This is a genomic window from Clostridium carboxidivorans P7 (assembly GCF_001038625.1).
GTDB lineage: Bacteria > Bacillota > Clostridia > Clostridiales > Clostridiaceae > Clostridium_AM > Clostridium_AM carboxidivorans.
In genome coordinates this window covers 1,154,357-1,171,606 of the sequence record NZ_CP011803.1, presented here as the reverse complement: position 1 = coordinate 1,171,606, position 17,250 = coordinate 1,154,357, and the positions used below count along the sequence as shown (strand labels likewise).

General features: G+C 28.9%; 15 protein-coding genes. 6 read left to right on the top strand and 9 right to left on the bottom strand.

From position 1 onward, the window contains the following. Positions 1 to 36: 36 nt before the first annotated feature. Both Ccar_RS05030 and Ccar_RS05025 read right to left on the bottom strand, forming a co-directional pair. Positions 37 to 1,125, bottom strand: coding sequence for a VanZ family protein (locus Ccar_RS05030; protein ID WP_007061736.1), 1,089 nt, complete (start codon positions 1,123 to 1,125; stop codon positions 37 to 39). 564 nt (positions 1,126 to 1,689) lie between these two features. Beyond that, on the bottom strand, positions 1,690 to 2,688 hold the full coding sequence (locus tag Ccar_RS05025) for a DUF4003 domain-containing protein (RefSeq protein ID WP_007062980.1): 999 nt from the start codon (positions 2,686 to 2,688) through the stop codon (positions 1,690 to 1,692). 231 nt (positions 2,689 to 2,919) lie between these two features. Here Ccar_RS05025 and Ccar_RS05020 point away from each other — a divergent pair, with 231 nt between their 5' ends. The 6 genes from Ccar_RS05020 to Ccar_RS04995 all read left to right on the top strand — a co-directional run bounded on the left by Ccar_RS05020 (position 2,920) and on the right by Ccar_RS04995 (position 8,877). Continuing rightward, positions 2,920 to 3,555: a sulfite exporter TauE/SafE family protein gene (locus tag Ccar_RS05020; RefSeq protein ID WP_048029953.1), complete on the top strand. Its 636-nt coding sequence runs from the start codon at positions 2,920 to 2,922 to the stop codon at positions 3,553 to 3,555. Then, the gene (locus tag Ccar_RS05015) at positions 3,552 to 4,727 is read left to right on the top strand and encodes a 4Fe-4S binding protein (protein ID WP_007062982.1); all 1,176 of its coding nucleotides are present in this window, start codon (positions 3,552 to 3,554) and stop codon (positions 4,725 to 4,727) included. The genes Ccar_RS05020 and Ccar_RS05015 overlap by 4 nt, the downstream gene beginning before the upstream one ends. Before the next feature lie 15 nt (positions 4,728 to 4,742). Next, positions 4,743 to 5,192: a hypothetical protein gene (locus Ccar_RS05010; protein ID WP_007062983.1), complete on the top strand. Its 450-nt coding sequence runs from the start codon at positions 4,743 to 4,745 to the stop codon at positions 5,190 to 5,192. Positions 5,193 to 5,414: 222 nt separating this feature from the next. Further along, positions 5,415 to 5,999, top strand: a complete 585-nt coding sequence (locus Ccar_RS05005; RefSeq protein WP_048029952.1) for a TetR/AcrR family transcriptional regulator — start codon at positions 5,415 to 5,417, stop codon at positions 5,997 to 5,999. Positions 6,000 to 6,117: 118 nt separating this feature from the next. Continuing rightward, the gene (locus Ccar_RS05000; protein WP_007062985.1) at positions 6,118 to 7,560 is read left to right on the top strand and encodes an MDR family MFS transporter; all 1,443 of its coding nucleotides are present in this window, start codon (positions 6,118 to 6,120) and stop codon (positions 7,558 to 7,560) included. Positions 7,561 to 7,692: 132 nt separating this feature from the next. After that, entirely contained in the window at positions 7,693 to 8,877 is a 1,185-nt protein-coding gene (locus tag Ccar_RS04995) for an MFS transporter (protein ID WP_007062986.1), read from the top strand. Positions 8,878 to 9,017: 140 nt separating this feature from the next. On the opposite strand, the gene Ccar_RS04990 is transcribed toward Ccar_RS04995, so the two are convergent. From Ccar_RS04990 to Ccar_RS04960, 7 genes are all read right to left on the bottom strand, one after another. Next, positions 9,018 to 10,031 (bottom strand): sensor histidine kinase, encoded by a 1,014-nt coding sequence (locus tag Ccar_RS04990; RefSeq protein ID WP_048029950.1) that lies wholly within the window; start codon positions 10,029 to 10,031, stop codon positions 9,018 to 9,020. After that, positions 10,028 to 10,702 (bottom strand): response regulator transcription factor, encoded by a 675-nt coding sequence (locus Ccar_RS04985; RefSeq protein ID WP_007062989.1) that lies wholly within the window; start codon positions 10,700 to 10,702, stop codon positions 10,028 to 10,030. The genes Ccar_RS04990 and Ccar_RS04985 overlap by 4 nt, the downstream gene beginning before the upstream one ends. A 79-nt stretch (positions 10,703 to 10,781) precedes the next feature. Then, positions 10,782 to 12,680 carry an ABC transporter permease gene (locus tag Ccar_RS04980; RefSeq protein WP_048029948.1) on the bottom strand — a complete coding sequence of 633 codons (1,899 nt, stop codon included), beginning with the start codon at positions 12,678 to 12,680 and terminating at the stop codon, positions 10,782 to 10,784. Then, positions 12,667 to 13,434: an ABC transporter ATP-binding protein gene (locus tag Ccar_RS04975; protein WP_007062992.1), complete on the bottom strand. Its 768-nt coding sequence runs from the start codon at positions 13,432 to 13,434 to the stop codon at positions 12,667 to 12,669. The genes Ccar_RS04980 and Ccar_RS04975 overlap by 14 nt, the downstream gene beginning before the upstream one ends. Before the next feature lie 175 nt (positions 13,435 to 13,609). After that, the gene (locus Ccar_RS04970; RefSeq protein WP_007062993.1) at positions 13,610 to 14,551 is read right to left on the bottom strand and encodes a sensor histidine kinase; all 942 of its coding nucleotides are present in this window, start codon (positions 14,549 to 14,551) and stop codon (positions 13,610 to 13,612) included. 5 nt (positions 14,552 to 14,556) lie between these two features. Beyond that, positions 14,557 to 15,264 (bottom strand): response regulator transcription factor, encoded by a 708-nt coding sequence (locus Ccar_RS04965; RefSeq protein ID WP_007062994.1) that lies wholly within the window; start codon positions 15,262 to 15,264, stop codon positions 14,557 to 14,559. Between the two features lie 127 nt (positions 15,265 to 15,391). Next, entirely contained in the window at positions 15,392 to 17,227 is a 1,836-nt protein-coding gene (locus tag Ccar_RS04960; RefSeq protein WP_035775072.1) for a serine hydrolase domain-containing protein, read from the bottom strand. Between the last annotated feature and the right edge of the window lie 23 nt (positions 17,228 to 17,250).

The following is a 17,250-nucleotide window of genomic DNA, read 5'->3' as shown; positions in this document are numbered from 1 at the left end:
CGAGTGAATAACTTTAATGTCACTGGCTAGATTATTTTAATCTGCCACTATTAACCTTGTCCCACTCATTTTATCATAAAATAATTTTTTATCCTTTGAAAAAAAGTGTATTGTAAAATTTCGTATGACTGCTAAATTTAATAAAAACACTAAAATCATTAAAATGTAATTAAGACAGCTGCTTAATATATTGCGATTTAATATATTACCAATAAAAATTATATAATTTACTCCAAAAAAACCATAATATAATGCACCATATCTTATAAATACCTCTTTAAATTTTAATTTTTTATCCTTACCTATAATCTTTATTCTAAGAATCCATTTTCCAAAAGTTCTACCATTAGTAAAATAAGTAATTAATATAAAATAGATGAATACAAATATATATATTTTTAAATGTCCTAATGTAATTATTGATAAAATGATAAAAATACCCCAATCAAATATAAAGGCTAAGAATCTTCTTATAAAACCAATAGTAATCTGTTCAAGCTGAACACTTTCGTCCAACTTACTAACATTAGGTAATAATCTCATGAATGCTGGTGATGTCATATATCCTAAATATCCACCTAAAGTATTTAACATCAAATCATCTACATCAAAAGTTCTATAAGGTGCATTGTAAAAACCATATAATGCACTTAGCTGAGTAAGTTCAAAAAATAAAGAAACACAAAATGATATTAATACAATCTTTTTAAGACTCTTTTTAAAATAATAGCTTAAATAAATTCCCAGTGGTAATAGCAAAATTCCATTAAAGGCTGCTTGTAAAAAAGCTCTTTCTTTAAATAAATGAAAATAAGTTGAAGGTTTTACTAGCTGAACCTTTGTTTCCTTTAAAATGTCTAGCACAAATGTAAATGGCATTAACTGGGTGTGCTTGGTTCCAGGTTTTTGTAAACTCAGTACATCATGTGTTTTAGGTAAGGGCAGTATAATAAGATAATATGCTGTTATCAAATATAACAAGAAAGAGTATAAAAATAGTGCTCTGTAATAATTTATATATCCATGCTTTCTATATTGGTATATCAAAAATGGAAGTGTAAATAGTGCTGCAAAAATCGGAAAAGTAATCACTGCTGTCTTTATTGGAATAATATATTCTGACATTTAAACACATCCTCTCATAACTTACAAGATACAATTATATAGCTTAATTTTTACAATATACTTTAGTATTCCTTAAGATTTTCTTAAGATTTTTATAAATATAGAAAACAATTTGCTTTTAAATGAAATATATTAGCCTAACAGCAGGCTACACCTTAATTTTTAAGCATCATAAGTTATGATTATAAATATAATTTTGACTTACTAAAACTACTTATGACAATGTAATTATGTGCGTACACTTGAATTTGCTAGTTTGAATTTTAACTTTTATGCAGTTATATATGATAAGGGTGTCATCACATTAGCTAAATTGTTTTAGTATTATTCTTAGCTCAAAATTTTTGAAAACCTTAGAACTTTAGTCCTGTCTGAGGGAACCGAGTTTGACAAAGTTCTTAGGTTTTCAAAAATTTCGAGCTTTAGAATAATTAAAACATTTAGCCGTGATGACACCCTTATCATATATCACGGAATGAAAGTTAAAATTCAAACTTCCACTGCATCTTTACATCGCATAATTTTTAAACTGTGAAAGTTACTTTTATAATTATATTTACTTTCTTATGATGAACTTGATGATGAAGCTGCTGCTGTGCTTGCTACAATGCAAGCTGCAATTGCTGCTTGTTCTTGAGCAATAATAATAGCATTAATACTATTTGCCAGTGCTACCTTAAGTACTCCCTTTTTCATTTCATCTATATAAAAATCACAAACCAAATTAGCTGAAAGTATAGTTCTCATAGATTTATCTAAACTCCACATACCATATCCATCTTTTTCATAAATAAAATCATTAACCTCTTTTATTTCTCTAACTATCTGATCTTCATTTCCTCCAATAAGAGTTAAAACTCCTAGAGTTGCGAGTCCACTATATTTAAGCCTACATTTTTCATTTCTAAGTTTATTATAAAGTGAATTTGCCTTTTTACATTTTTCATAAACAGACTCTTCTCCAAGTGCCATAATATGAGACAATGTTTGAAGATCATTCCCCTTCCCAAATCCTTCTTCATTTAAAGCTTTATAGCACTCTTCTACTTTTTTCATAGTTTCCTTTACATCTAAATCTGTAGCAGCAAGTACTGCAGCAAAAACATAATCATCAGTAGAAGTTAGCCAAAAATGCTTTTCCTTCATGCCTTTGTAAAACTCATCCATTCTTTGAAGTTTACAATTCCACTGTTCTTCAGGCACATCTTTTACCATAGTATAGGTAGCTAATGGCAAATATTCACTTTTTCTAAAGCCATATTGTCTCATTTTTTCATGAACCTCTACCATATTCTTAAAAAAGCTTTTATAATTTTCTTCAAAACACAAGAGAGTAGATATAATCAATAAATTGTTTCCTCTATAATCAGATGTCCAACCTGTTTCTTCCTTTATATAATTTTTTATTTCTTTAATTTTATCTGCATTTACTCTTTCTCCTCTTACAGCATGCATCATTGCACAAAAATGTTTTAATATACCTGTATCCCATTTAAAGTTTCCTTTAAGTTCTTTGTAATTTTCTGCCATCAAATTTGCTTTTTCCTTTATCTCTATATTCATAATATTTTCCTCCACCATTTCATCTTAATTTTATTATCACTTAAAATATTTACCTTGTACATATATATTAAAAAAAAATATTCAAAAAATGTTAAAGGAAACCTTAAGAAAACCTTAAGATTTATTTTAATGCATCTTACATACTCAATATTGCATGTTAAAAGCAATCTATAGTTTATGTTCATAAAATTAACTACAATGGGATTATAGAGAAAAGGAGGTACTTTATATATGCTGAAAGGATTTATTTTAGGACTTTCAAGTGGGGGGTATTGTCTTGCTTCCTGTATTCCCGTATTTGTTCCATATATTTTAAGTGAAAATAAAAAGACAAAATGGAATTTTATTTGTTTATCAAAATTTATGTTAGGAAGACTTCTTGGTTATGTATTATTTGCTCTTTTAGCGTGGATTACAGGAAACTTTATAATAAAACAATCACACTATAAAGAATTTATATTTGCTGTATCTTATATATTTTTATCATTTACTCTTATAATTTACACATTTTCAAAGTCTCATAGAGTCTGCAATATTAAATATTTTAGTAAATTTTTTAATAACTCAAATAAGGAAAAAAACTTTGCAACTATACTACTTTTAGGATTTTTAACTGGCATAAATGTATGTCCACCATTTATTTTAGCTTTCTCTGATGCTGCTTTCTTTTCCAATGTTATAAGCAGTATTTTGTACTTTGCTGCCTTTTTTATAGGCACTGCTATTTACTTTATGCCACTTCCTTTTATAGGTGTCTTAAAAGGAAAACAAATTAAATTAGTAGGTCAAATGTGCTCTTTAGTAATTGGAGTGTTTTATATGTATTCAGGAATTATAATGCTTTTTAAGGAGATGATTTTAAAATGAATAATTTAGAAACTGAAAAAATAGCAGAAACAAGTAAGAATAAAAAAATCATAAAATCAATAATGGCTTGTATACCAGTGTTATTATTAAGTATTGTTTTAATGAACGGAGGCATTACTCTTCCAAAGGAACCTTTAATGAAAATTTCCTTTTTCATAGTTTATATTTTCATAAACATATTATTTTTTCTTATGGTATACACAAAGAAAACCTATAAATACAGGAAAATATTTTTTGTAACCTATGCGCTGCTTTTTGCAGTCAGCTTTATGACTAATTTAATAGAAGTAAGAGGCAGCATTTTCTATAATGAATCTACTTTTATTAATGGAGAAACCCCTTTTTGCCACATGGTAATTCCAATGATCATAATACCTGCTGCTTTAACTAAAACTATAATTTTCCCTGGCTCTCTTTTAACTGGATTTGCCAGCATTGCAAGTATGATAGTTATTTGGCTTGGAGCTACTTTAGCCTTTGGACGAGGCTTTTGCAGCTGGGCTTGTTTTTATGGAGGACTTGATGAGGGATGTTCTTCCCTATGCAAAAAGCCAAGGTTAAAAATAAATAGAAAGTGGACTTATCTACCATTTGCTATTTTAATATCCATTGTTTTGTTATCGGCAGCTACTCTTTCTCCTGTTTACTGTGATTGGCTTTGTCCTTTTAAAGCAGTTACAGAAGCAGAACAGATAACTTCTACAATAGTGTTAATTAAAACTATAGTTTTTTGCTCTTTATTTTTAATTTTAGTTATAGTACTGCCTATACTTACTAGAAAAAGAACTCAATGCGGACTATTTTGTCCCTTTGGAGCTTTTCAATCTCTCTTTAACAAAATAAATATATTTGAAATAAGAATAGATAAGGATAAATGTTTAAATTGTAAAAAATGTGTAAGAGAATGTCCAACTTACTCAATAGATGAAAGTAGTCTTTCAAATGGAAAGGCTTTAATAACCTGTACTAAATGCGGAAAATGTATAGATATCTGTCCTTCTTCTGCTGTATCTTATCATATAAAAGGAACAAAAATAGGAGTGAAGACTAATTTATCCAGATATCTTTTTCTTTACCCTGCCTATATTTTTGCACTCACAATTGGTGGTGGAGCAATAGTTAAAGGATTATATAGAATTTTAAAACTTATAACTACAGGCAGTTTTTTTTAAAGGAAGGTGAATGAAATGATTAAATTAAAAGCTTTTTTAGGATACTTTGCTGCTGTTTTAGCTTTGTTTGTAGTATTAGCTACTTTCATAGCCAATGATTGCTTAGCCAAAGAGTTTGTCAATATAACTTCATTAAAGGTTTCTCCTTTATTTACTGGAGGTGAAATATATAAAACACTTACTTCTAAAGATGCTGAAATAAAAATACACAAACCTGTATTCCAAGGACTTTTTTCTGATAGATCTGAAGGTTTTGTAGAAGTTGATTATGCAGGCAAAAACACACCTACTATAATTTCTGAAAGTATAGATTTTGATGATGATGGTAAGGATGATTTTTCTATTAAATATAACACACAAAACAATACTTCTGAGTTTAAGTCTTTAAATAAAAATGTTGTTTCTTTAAAAGGAGTATATAAAATAAAAAGTGGTTATGCCATAAGAGTAAATTTAAAAAAATAAACTTTATAAAAAATAAGCTCCACCAACTATAATCAATTATAGTCAGTGGAGCTTATTTCACATTTATGTTAATCAACAATTCAATTAATAGTTTTACATAATGTACTATAATACAAATATTTCAAAATGTTTTAATTTCATTTTACTGTTGACATTTTTCAAATTATATTTATATAATATATATAGACCAGTCGTTATATTATTAGAAAGGATATTAATTCAATGAAAAATAAAACTGATTCAAGAGAAAAAATACTCACAGCAGCAGCAATGCTTTTTCAAATTAAAGGATATAATGCTACAGGATTAAATGAAATTTTAAAGGAAAGTGATTCACCTAAAGGTTCTTTATATTACTATTTTCCAGGTGGAAAAGAAGAATTAGCTTTAGAAGCTATAAACCTTACTAGTAAGACCATCCAAAAAAGATTAGAAAACACACTAAATGCACACTCAAATCCAATTGAAGCTGTACAATCCGTAATCAAAAATATCGTGGAGGACTTAGAAAACAATGGAAAATTAAAAGATATTTCTTTAAGTCTCATAGCTTTAGAAACTTATTTATCAATTGAATCTTTGAGAAAAGCTTGTGAATCAGCATTTTTAACCATAGAAAATATCTATGCTAAAAAGCTAATGGAAAGTGAACTTTCCAAAGAAGTGGTAAATGAACTGGCTACCTTTATTCAAGTTTCCATTGAAGGAGCTATTACAGCATCAGTTACAGAAAAAAATCCTAGAGCTCTCTTAACAGTTGGTAAACAACTTGGTATTTTATTAAGTTCATACATAAATGCTAAATAATTTAATTTTGGCAAATATAAAATTTTAACTTATTATAATAAGCATTATTTTTAAAGTGCTTATTTATGCTCCTAATATATAGACTGGTCTACAGAAAAATTTAAGGAGATTATATTTTATGGAAGCAAAACAAATTTATACAGAAGAAAAGCCTGAGTACAATGCAAAAGCAATTATGTTTGTATTACTGCTTGGAAGCTTTATAGCACTATTTAATGAAACAATACTAAATGTAGCATTTCCTAAATTAATGACAGAAATGCACATTACAGCTACTACGGCTCAGTGGCTTACCACAGGTTATGTATTAGTAGTTGGAATTCTTGTACCAGTTACAGCTTTCCTTATTCATACTTTTACTACAAAACAACTATTTTTAAGTGCAATGATAATTTTTTTAATTGGAACACTATGTGCTGTATTTTCTAATACCTTTACAGCACTATTAATTTCAAGAATAATTCAAGCCTTAGGTACTGGTATGCTCATACCTATTATGATGAATTCAGCTTTAGTAGTAACTCCACCAGAAAAGCGTGGTTCAATAATGGGATTATGTGTTTGTATAATCACATTGGGACCTGCACTTGGTCCAACAGTTTCCGGTTTACTTCTTCAGCATTTTAGTTGGCACTCATTATTTATGCTGTTAATTCCAATTTTATTGATTTGTATTATTGGAGGTTATATTTATTTAGAAAATATCTCTGTAATAACAAAACCTAAAATTGATTATTTATCCATACTACTATCAACTATAGGCTTTGCTGGTATTATATATTCTGTAAGTTCAGTTGGTACTTCAAGTTTATTATCTACTGCTGCTATTTTTGTAATTGGACTAATAGCATTAATTTTCTTTGGAAAACGCCAATTATCTTTAAAGCAGCCAATATTGGAAATACGATCATTTAAACATCCTGTATTTGCAATAGGTACACTACTGATTATATTAATGCAAATGTTCAACTTTTCAATAAATGTTATATTACCACTACTGCTGCAAAACGGCTTAAATACATCCTCTTTCACATCAGCAATGGCTATATTACCACCAATTCTTCTTGGATGTGTATTAACTCCATTTGTTGGTAAGATTTATGATAAAATAGGCGGAAATATAATCATTCCATTAGGTTTCGCAGTAGCATGTATTTTTACTTTTGTGTTATCACATATTTCACCATCAACTCCTATAAGCACAATTACCCTTATATATTGTGCTATAATGATAGGAATATCTATGTCGATGTCAACCAGCCAAACCACTGCACTTAGTGAATTATCTGGTAAAAATCAAGCAGATGGTGTTGCTATAGTAAATACTGCAATGCAGATAGCTGGTGCTTTAGGTTCAGCTTTATTTGTAGGCATTATGACAGCTTATCAGAATATCTATTTGAAAAATATAAATGATGCTTCAGCTTCCACCAATCAAGTAAATGCAATATACACTGGTTTTAATCATTCTATAACAATTGCAGCTTTACTAATTGGAATAGGTTTTATATTGTCCTTAATTCTCAGTAAAAAAAATAGAGCTAGAAGTAATAAAAATTAACATAATGCTCACCTTGACAAAGAAAAATACTTGTACTATAATTTAACCTAAATTGTATCAAATGTTGTGTTTGCCCCTCCTAAGGATGTTTGGAGGGGCTTATTATTTTTTTAACAAAGGAGAATTAACTTTATGAATGAGGGCGAACAGTCTATCCAAAAAAAATTATTACTTTTAATTGTTTCACTATTTTGGTTTGGACAGTATGTTTATATTCCATATCAAACACCTTATCTTGCTTCCATTGGTGTAACTTCTTCCATGATTGGAACTATTGTTGGTGCCTATGGAATTTCACAATTATTATTAAGACTTCCTGTAGGCATTATGGCTGATAAGATTGGAAAACATAAGCGTTTTATCATGATTGGTGCCTTTTCTTCAGGTGCAGCCTCTATATTTCGTGTTATTATGCCAAATGGATTGGGTTATTTAATTGCAAACATTTTTTCTGGACTTGCCTCTGCAATGTGGATTTGTTTCATGATTTTTTATATGAGTTTTTTTTCAAGAGAGGAACAGCAAAAAGCTACTAGTAAAATCATATTAGCAAATAATTTTGGTATGTTGTGTGGATTTATTACCAGTACTTTATTTTATGATAAGCTTGGTATGAATTTTATTTGTACAACCAGTGTAGCTGCTGGAATATTAGGTGTTATATTAAGTTTATTTATAAAAGAGAGAAATAATGCTCGTACTTCTTCTCCATCCACTAAAAGCTTGCTGTCAGTATGCTTAAATAGAAAATTAATATTTTTCTCTCTATTAGCACTTATACAGCAAGGTATTCAAATGACAACAACTATGTCCTTTACTTCTCAAATAATTAAAGGATTAGGTGCTTCTTCATTTATTGTGGGATTATCTTCAATTATTTACATGCTATCATCAGTTTTTTGGGCTGGTTTTGCCAGTTCAAAGCTTTGTTCAAAAAAAGGCCCAAGGTTTTGGATTCCTTTTGTATTTTGTGTTATAGCAGTATATTGTGCTGCTGTTCCTAACCTTCATATTATCTATTTAATTTGTATGTTTCAAATTTTACCTGGAATGTCTACAGGAATCCTTTTCTCGCATCTTACTGCACAAGCTATGGATGGCATAAGTGCAGATAAAAAGTCTACAGCAATGGGATGTTTCCAGGCAATCTATGCAATTGGTATGACAACATTTCCCCTTTTAGCAGGAAATATCATTGATTTTGCAAATATGTCTGCTGCTTACTTAACATTAGCTGTAATTGCAATTGTAGGCTGCATTACTTCTATAAGCTACTATCTTATAAAAAAGCCCCATTTTAAAAAACAAGCTAGCTAAAAAATTAGCCTATTTATAGCTAGATACGCTATCAAGCTATGAACGATTTATAATGAACTGTAATAAAAGTTCTATACAAAAACAAAAGCCATGTATAAATATGAAAACAAACTTCATTATATACATAGCTTTTGTTCAAATTACATATAACTCATAAAAGGAAAGTGAATTGAAACTTCCACACCGCTGCCATATTCAGAATCTATAGTTATATAATTTCCTAGCTTTCCTGCAAGCTTCTGACTTATATAAAGTCCCATTCCTGTTGAGTGCTGCTTTACCCTTCCATTGTAACCTGTAAAGCTTTTTTCAAAAACCCTCTCAATATCTTCTTTTCTTATACCTATACCATTATCCTTTATACAAAGAATTTTCTCCTTTTGTTCTACCTTAGCATATATTTTTATATTTCCACCTTTAGCTGTATATTTTATGGCATTGTCCAAAATCTGTTTTATTATGAACTTAAGCCATTTGTAATCAGAATTAACCTCTATATCCAAATTTTCTACTTCCAATTTTATATCCTTATTTATAAACCAAGAAGCCTCACCTTTTATGCTATCTTTCACAATCTGTTCAATTTTAACAGTATCTATTCTATAATCTTTAGAGAAATCATTTATCCTAGAATAAAATAATACCCTTTGAATATAATCTTCAACCTTCTCTATTTCCATTTCTACTGCATATAGTAGTTTTTCATTGTCATTATTTAAATTGTTTTCAATTATAAGCTTGGAAGCTGCAATAGGAGTTTTTATTTCATGAACCCAAGTAGTTAAAAATTCAACACTTTCATTGTTATTGTCAATAAGCTTTTCTATTTGTATATTAGCATTTTCATGTAACTTATTTATTGTATCCAAATAAATTTTTTGCTCCCAGCTTAAAGGAGAAGGTAAGCTGTAAATCCAATCTAATCCTTCCTTAGGTATCTTCTTGATTTTACTTATATGACAAGCAATTATACTATAATCAATTGCAAGATATATTAAGAACATCAAAAAAGAAACTGTAACTAAATATTCCGCATTGGATTTTAACATTCTTATGGATTTATCAAAGAAAATTACTCCACCTATAAATATCATTAATGTAATAAAGAAAATGATTAAACTTCTTCTATCCCTTAAATATTCTTTTAAACTCATACTATATACCCCATACTTTTTTGGGTTTGAATGTAATTTTCCAGTCCAATATCCTTAAGTTTTTTTCTGAGCCTTGTAATATTTACAGTCAAAGTGTTATCATCAACAAAGCTCTCATCCTGCCAGAGACTTCTTATAATTCTATCACGACTTACTATGGAACCTTTGTTTTTCATAAGTATATGAAGTATTTTAAATTCATTTCTAGTTAGCTGGAGACTTTTGCCATTATACATAATAGTGTCATCTTTTAAGTTTAGTATTAAGCCTTTATGTGTAATTACATCTGACTCCAAATCATTAAAATAAGCGTAGGTTCTTCTGAGCAGCGCATTTACTTTAGTAAGTAAGATATTTATAGAGAATGGCTTAGTAAGATAATCATCTCCACCCATATTTGTTGCTATTATTATGTCCATTTCCTCAGTTCTTGAAGATATAAAAATTATAGGTACCTTTGAAAGCATTCTTATTTTTCCGCACCAATAAAAGCCATCATAAACTGGTAAGTTTATATCCATGAGTACCAAATCTGGCTTATATTTTATAAATTCTTCTATGACCATATTAAAATCTTCTATTTTTTTGCTCTCATATCCCTGCTTTTTCAAAGCAGTAATTATTTCTTCTCCTATGATTTCATCATCTTCAACTACAAGTATTTTAAACATAAACGCACCTTACCTAATGAACATGCACTAAGTTCATTATATATTTCCTTTCCTTAAAAAAATGTACTATATATAACCTCTATTCTTTCCCCCACACAATATTAGTATAGGAGTTTACTGTTGCAATGTAATATATAAAGTAAATACATATATAAAATAGCATTATCACTATACAATATTTCATTATTGCTTCATTCATTAATCTTTGAAATACCATTAAAGCTGCTGTGCTGTGACAAAGTGCAATTATTAAAGGCATTCCAAAAGTTATTGATAATTGTTTTGCTACGGATTTCTTTATTTCTTTCTTGTTCATTCCTATCTTTCTTAAAGTTAAATATCTCTTTTTATCATCAGCTGCTTCCATTAATTGTTTAAAGGAAATTATACTTCCTGTTGCTAGAGAAAATAATATTCCTAAAAAAATTCCAATAAAAATAAATACAGCTCCGCCCTTATAAAATCCTTGATAAGTATCGTAATAGGAATCTATGTATATTCCTTGTGGAACAACTTTGCTTAATTCCTTAGTAAGCTCTTTTGATCTTTCTGGATTTTGAACTAAATATCCAGTTATATTAATAACTTCACCCTTACTGCTTAAATCACTAAAGGCTTTATCCGAAACTATAATAGTTTTTGTTGTTATAAAATAGCTTACTACCTGCTGATCTGTAACTTTTTTAATATTAAAATTCATTTGTGAACTGCCTGATTTAATTGAAGTCTTACTATTGATATAATATTTTTCTTTATTAGATACTTCACCAGATTTAATAAGTAAGCATTCATTATCTCCTAAATATATCTTATTTTCTCTATTTTTTATAGCAATTACACTATTGTAATCACTTTGTGATATTATCTTCCCTTCAAAATCATCTTTTTGCAGCATAGGCAAATTAATCTTTGCATTTATAAGCTTTAAATTATTTATTGAAATCAATTTATTATCATTATATTTATTTATCACACTTTCAATTTTTTCACTTAATTCTTTATTTGTATTCATAAACTCATAAGAAAAAGGCATACTCCTGCTTATATCTTGTTCTGTGGTTTTATAAAAAGAATAAGCTGCTCCAATAGAAGTCAAGGTTACTGAACTTAAAAGAGAAATAATACAAAGAGTTTTTGCATTACTTTTTATTCTATAGAGGATTTGAGCTGTAGACAACATATTTTGTCCTCTATAATAAAACCTTTTATTCTTTTTAATAGCTTGTACAAATATTATAATTAAACTATTAAAAAGCATATATGTACCTATAGATACTAAAATAACTATTGGTATACCCAGTCTTATAAGCTGTACTGTAGTTTTATTATAAGACATAAAGTATCCTGATAAAATAAATACTAAGGATAACACCGACATAAACCATGATGCTTTTGGAGTTTTTTCTCCCTGCTTTTGTGCACTTAAAAGTTCTATTACCTCATACCTATATATTGTACTGTAACTGTGAATAGAATTTAATAAGAAGAGTATAAAAAATACTAAAATAGTTATGTAAAAAGCTTTAAAAACAATAGCAAATTTTATATTCAGAGTTTCCCTCATTAAGTAAATGAGCATAAGCGAAAAATATTTTGAAAACATCACTCCTAAAATTATTCCACAAACTATTGATAAGCTGCCAATAATTAAATTTTCATAAAATAACATTTTTGCAATTTGCTTTTTTTCCATACCAATCATAGAATATATACCTATTTCTCTTTTCCTATTCTTTAAAAAGAAACTGTTTGAATACCATATGAATATAAAAGAAAATAAAGCAACTATAATAGCCGAAGCCTTAAATATAAGCTTAACTGTAGGCTTATTATCTGCAAGTTTTACAAATACATCATTAAAAGCAATAGAACAAAAAATATAAAATATCATTACTGAAAATACAGCACTTACAAGGTACATAATATAATTATTGAAGTTTTTCTTAACATTATTTACAGCTAAATTAATGAAGGTCACTGTTTTCACCTCCAAGTGCTGATAATACCTTTAGAATTTTATCAAAAAATTCTTTTCTATTTCCATTACTGATTATTTCAGTGAACAAGCTACCGTCCTTTATAAATATAACTCTCCTACAAAAACTAGCTGCAAAAGCATCATGAGTTACCATTAAAATTGTAGCATTTTCCTCCTTGTTCAATTCACTCATACAGTTAAGCATTTCTCTTGATGACTTAGAATCAAGAGCACCTGTTGGTTCATCTGCCAGTATAAGTTCTGGATTAGTTATTATGGCTCTAGCTGCAGCTGTTCTCTGCTTTTGACCTCCTGACACCTCATAAGGATATTTATTGAGTATACTTTCTATACCTAAAGCCTCTGCTATTTTCTCTACACTTCTTTCTATTTTCTTAACACTAACTTTAGAAAGCGTTAAAGGCAGTATTATATTTTCCTTTAAAGTTAAGGTATCAAGCAAATTATAATCTTGAAATATAAACCCTAAACATTCTCTTCTGAACCTTGAAAGTTCAGGTTCCTTTAAATGCACTATATCTTTGCCTCCTATGTTTACATTACCAGAAGTAGGCTTGTCTATAGTAGCTATAACATTTAAAAGTGTGGACTTTCCTGCTCCTGATGGCCCCATAATCCCAACAAAGTCTCCCTTTTCCACTTCAAAACTAATTCCATTTAATGCATTTGAAACATTTCCTCCATGACGTCCGCCATATACTTTTTTTATACTTTGTACAGTTAATACTTTCATATTGTGTATCTCCTTAATATTTAATTTCAATTCTCAAATAAATTATACAAAGCATTTATAATATACGCCATTTCTTTACCTTACAATATGAGCAAATCAATGTTACATTAATGTAAGGATATCAAGTAATTCTTAGACTCAGATGGATTAAATCTCTCTTCAACCTTCCATTTCACTAAAAATCATTATTAAAGTTTTTACTTTTAGGCAGTGAAAATGTAAATGACGTTTTTTTAAATGGCTCACTATGAACAGTTATTGTTCCCTTATTAGCTTTCACTAACTGCTTAACTATACTTAATCCAATACCCGTTCCACTTATCATAGCACTTCTTGAATCTTCCACAGTATATAATCTTTCAAATACTAATTTTAAATCTTTATCACTAATACCTTTGCCATTATCCCATACTTCTACATAAACATAATTATCATCTTCTCTAGCTAATACGCCAACTTTATCTCCGTCTTTTCCATATTTCAAGCTATTGGATAGTAGATTATTTATTATTCTATTTACTGAAATCCTATCTGCCAAAACATACATATCTTCTTCAGGTATTTTTATATCTGGAGTTATTCCTAAATCTATAAAATCATTATAGAAAAATACTATCTGCTCTTGTATTACATCCGTCAGACTTATTTCTTCTATCTTAAGTTTTTCATCATTTGATTCCAATCTTGATAAATAAAAGAAATTTTCTAAAGTTGTATTTAAATAATATGCTTTACTATGAATGATGTCTAGATATTCACGCAGCTCTTCTACACTCAGATCATTGCTTTGTTTTATGAGTTCAATATAACCAATTAAAGATGTAAGAGGAGTCTTAAAATCATGAGATATATTTGAAATCATTCTAGACATGGCACTAGCTTTCTTATTCTTTTCATTTTCAATTTCACACATATTATCTACAATATTATTTATGCTATTAACTAAATCCGCTATAGATTTTTCACTGTTATTTAAGGTAATTCTTCTATTTACATTACCTGAAAGTACATCATCCAAAACTACTTTGATATGTTTTAGTTTTTTTCTGGTGGAAATTATTATAAAAAACAAAATTATAATTATTGCTATGCTCAAAATCATAAATATTTTATACATAATATTTACTCTCCTAATTTGTATCCAACTCCCCATACTGTTGATATATATTCGGGGCTGTCCGCATCATGCTCAATCTTATCTCTAAGTCTTTTTATATGAACCATAACTGTATTATCATTTCTTAAAGCATCTTGTCCCCAAATACTGTCATATATCTGAGATTTAGTAAAAACTTTATTGGGGTTTAAAAGGAATAACTTTAATATTTCAAATTCTATAGGAGTAACTTTTATTAATTGATTTCCTTTTAATATAGTATGAGCTTCTATATCAACTACTAAATCTTTATAATTTATAGCAGATTCATGCATCTCCTGCTCACTATTAAAGTATATATATCTTCGTATAAGAGCCTTTATTCTAACTACAAACTCGTTTAATGAAAATGGTTTTACAATATAATCATCTGCACCCATGCTTATAGCTGATATCTTGTCCATTTCTGTATTTTTTGCTGATATTACAAGTATAGGTACAGTACTTTTTTGTCTAACTCTTCTTATTATTTCAAAGCCATCTACGAAAGGTACCATTAAATCAAGCACTATTAGCTGAAATTCTCCGTCAAAATTAAATTTATCCATAGCATTTCTACCATCAAATGCTTGTACCATTTCATATCCTTCTTTTTCAAGCACCTTACTAATTAAAGTACTAATCTCTTTATCATCTTCAACTACCAATATTTTTATGTTACTTACAGCATTCACAATAACTCACCTCTTAATGACTATTTTAACATATAATAGTTTATAATCATTAGATTAATTTATTCTGTTATTATTAACCTTGCACCACTTATTTTATCATAAAATAACTTTTTATCTTTTGAAAAAGTTAGAATAAAAGGTTCGATTGAATCAACCAAACTAAAAACAAAATATACGATATACTCCAAGCTGCATAAAACAAGCGGATAAATACATTTCTCTTTCTTAACCAGAAATGTATTGTAGATAATACGCCCAAAAATCCCAATATACTAATCAATTCAGATGCCTTTCTTGTGAAAGCAAATATTTCTTCTGCCATTGAATACACAACGTTATCAAAGAAAAGAGACAAGTGAATAAACGTATAAGCTGCTGCTGCAAATACAAACAATGCTGGAATTTCTGCAAGCAAAGAATATTTTACTGATTTTTTCCCCTTTACAATACCTCTTATTAAAGAAACAGCAGAAATGAATGATACAACAATTGTTAAAATAACAAAACATCCCAAAACTGAAATCTGCCATGTAAAGCCCTCATACCATGGTACTCTTATAAATGATTGTCCATCATCATTTGTAATATAGATTCTCCCGTTTTTTTCAATTTGTTTTATATTTCCAAGATCAGGATGACAATACATATCTCTTCCAATAGAAGTAAACTTCTTGCCATTCAAGATAAAACCTTTATTAACATTACCTGATATATGTAATAACCCTGATTCTGTATTCAAAAGATTATAGAACTTTTCGTCACTTTTAAAACTGCTTCGTACAGAAATGTAATTTCCACTAATATCAATTTGATTTTTTCCACTATAAGGTTCTTTCTTCTGCTCCGCTCCACATCGGTTGTTAAGCACAGTATTTATAATTTCACTAAACTCACCACACTGTGTATTAGCTGATATAAAAACTCCAAGCTTTTGATCAGGAATAATAAAAACAATTGTAGAAAAATTATCTGTTCCACCTTCATGCAAATATATAAAATGTCCATTCCTCTCATTTCTTCCCCATGCATAACCTATACTAGATGAAAATTTCTTATCCATTTTAAACTGCTGACTAAACATAATTTCTTTTGCCTTATTTCCAAGAACGGATGAATCCTCATCCATCATCAAGAAATTCATATACTTAGCCATATCACTTGCTGTTGATGTCATGGAACCTGCGGGATATATATTAATTAATGACTCTATTCCTTCTCTGCCATCTAATTTGTACCCTTTTGAAACTAATGATGCAGATGATTTATGGAGGTCAAAGGTAGAACTGTCCATTTTTAACGGCTTTAATATATTTTCCTCTGCATACTTACTGAAAGGTTTTCCACATATTTTTTCAATTACATAACCTGCAAGTGCACCCCCATAGTTCGAATAAGCTTCAACTTCTCCTGGTTTAAAAACCTGTGCTGGAAGATACTTTTTTAGTACAGATCCTAGTGTCTCTTCTTTAGCATTCTGACATATAGCTAGTCCTGAACTTTTTTCTTCAAATCCAGCAGTATGTGTAAGCAAGTCATGCATAGTAACAGGATACTTTAATTTTGGAGAATCTTCTCCAAGATATTTGCTTATAGGTGCATTCATATCAAGTTTCCCCTGTTCAACCATTTGCATTGCTGCAAATGCTACAAAAGTCTTTGACACTGAACCAATCCTAAATGCCGTATTTTCACCATCAGCCTTAATATTATTTTTTTCATCAGCATAACCATAACCTTTACTTAAAAGTACATTGTTATCCTTAACTACCGACACAATAGCTCCCTTGGATTTCTTATCTTTGATTAATTCATTAACTTTTCCATCAATATAATCAGTTATTTTTTTATCTGTACTCAAATCAGTTGTTTTTGCATATACAAGAGAAGTATAATTGAAATTCAACAAAATCAACATCATCAATAATACACTGTATATTTTTTTCATACCCATTCTTTTTCTCATAAAACTAATTGCCCTTTCTTTCT

Coding starts and splice junctions, on each gene's coding strand:
- Ccar_RS05030 (WP_007061736.1), bottom strand. CDS start 1,125: ATGTCAGAATATATTATTCCAATAAAGACAGCAGTGATTACTTTTCCG.
- Ccar_RS05025 (WP_007062980.1), bottom strand. CDS start 2,688: ATGAATATAGAGATAAAGGAAAAAGCAAATTTGATGGCAGAAAATTAC.
- Ccar_RS05020 (WP_048029953.1), top strand. CDS start 2,920: ATGCTGAAAGGATTTATTTTAGGACTTTCAAGTGGGGGGTATTGTCTT.
- Ccar_RS05015 (WP_007062982.1), top strand. CDS start 3,552: ATGAATAATTTAGAAACTGAAAAAATAGCAGAAACAAGTAAGAATAAA.
- Ccar_RS05010 (WP_007062983.1), top strand. CDS start 4,743: ATGATTAAATTAAAAGCTTTTTTAGGATACTTTGCTGCTGTTTTAGCT.
- Ccar_RS05005 (WP_048029952.1), top strand. CDS start 5,415: ATGAAAAATAAAACTGATTCAAGAGAAAAAATACTCACAGCAGCAGCA.
- Ccar_RS05000 (WP_007062985.1), top strand. CDS start 6,118: ATGGAAGCAAAACAAATTTATACAGAAGAAAAGCCTGAGTACAATGCA.
- Ccar_RS04995 (WP_007062986.1), top strand. CDS start 7,693: ATGAATGAGGGCGAACAGTCTATCCAAAAAAAATTATTACTTTTAATT.
- Ccar_RS04990 (WP_048029950.1), bottom strand. CDS start 10,031: ATGAGTTTAAAAGAATATTTAAGGGATAGAAGAAGTTTAATCATTTTC.
- Ccar_RS04985 (WP_007062989.1), bottom strand. CDS start 10,702: ATGTTTAAAATACTTGTAGTTGAAGATGATGAAATCATAGGAGAAGAA.
- Ccar_RS04975 (WP_007062992.1), bottom strand. CDS start 13,434: ATGAAAGTATTAACTGTACAAAGTATAAAAAAAGTATATGGCGGACGT.
- Ccar_RS04970 (WP_007062993.1), bottom strand. CDS start 14,551: ATGTATAAAATATTTATGATTTTGAGCATAGCAATAATTATAATTTTG.
- Ccar_RS04960 (WP_035775072.1), bottom strand. CDS start 17,227: ATGAGAAAAAGAATGGGTATGAAAAAAATATACAGTGTATTATTGATG.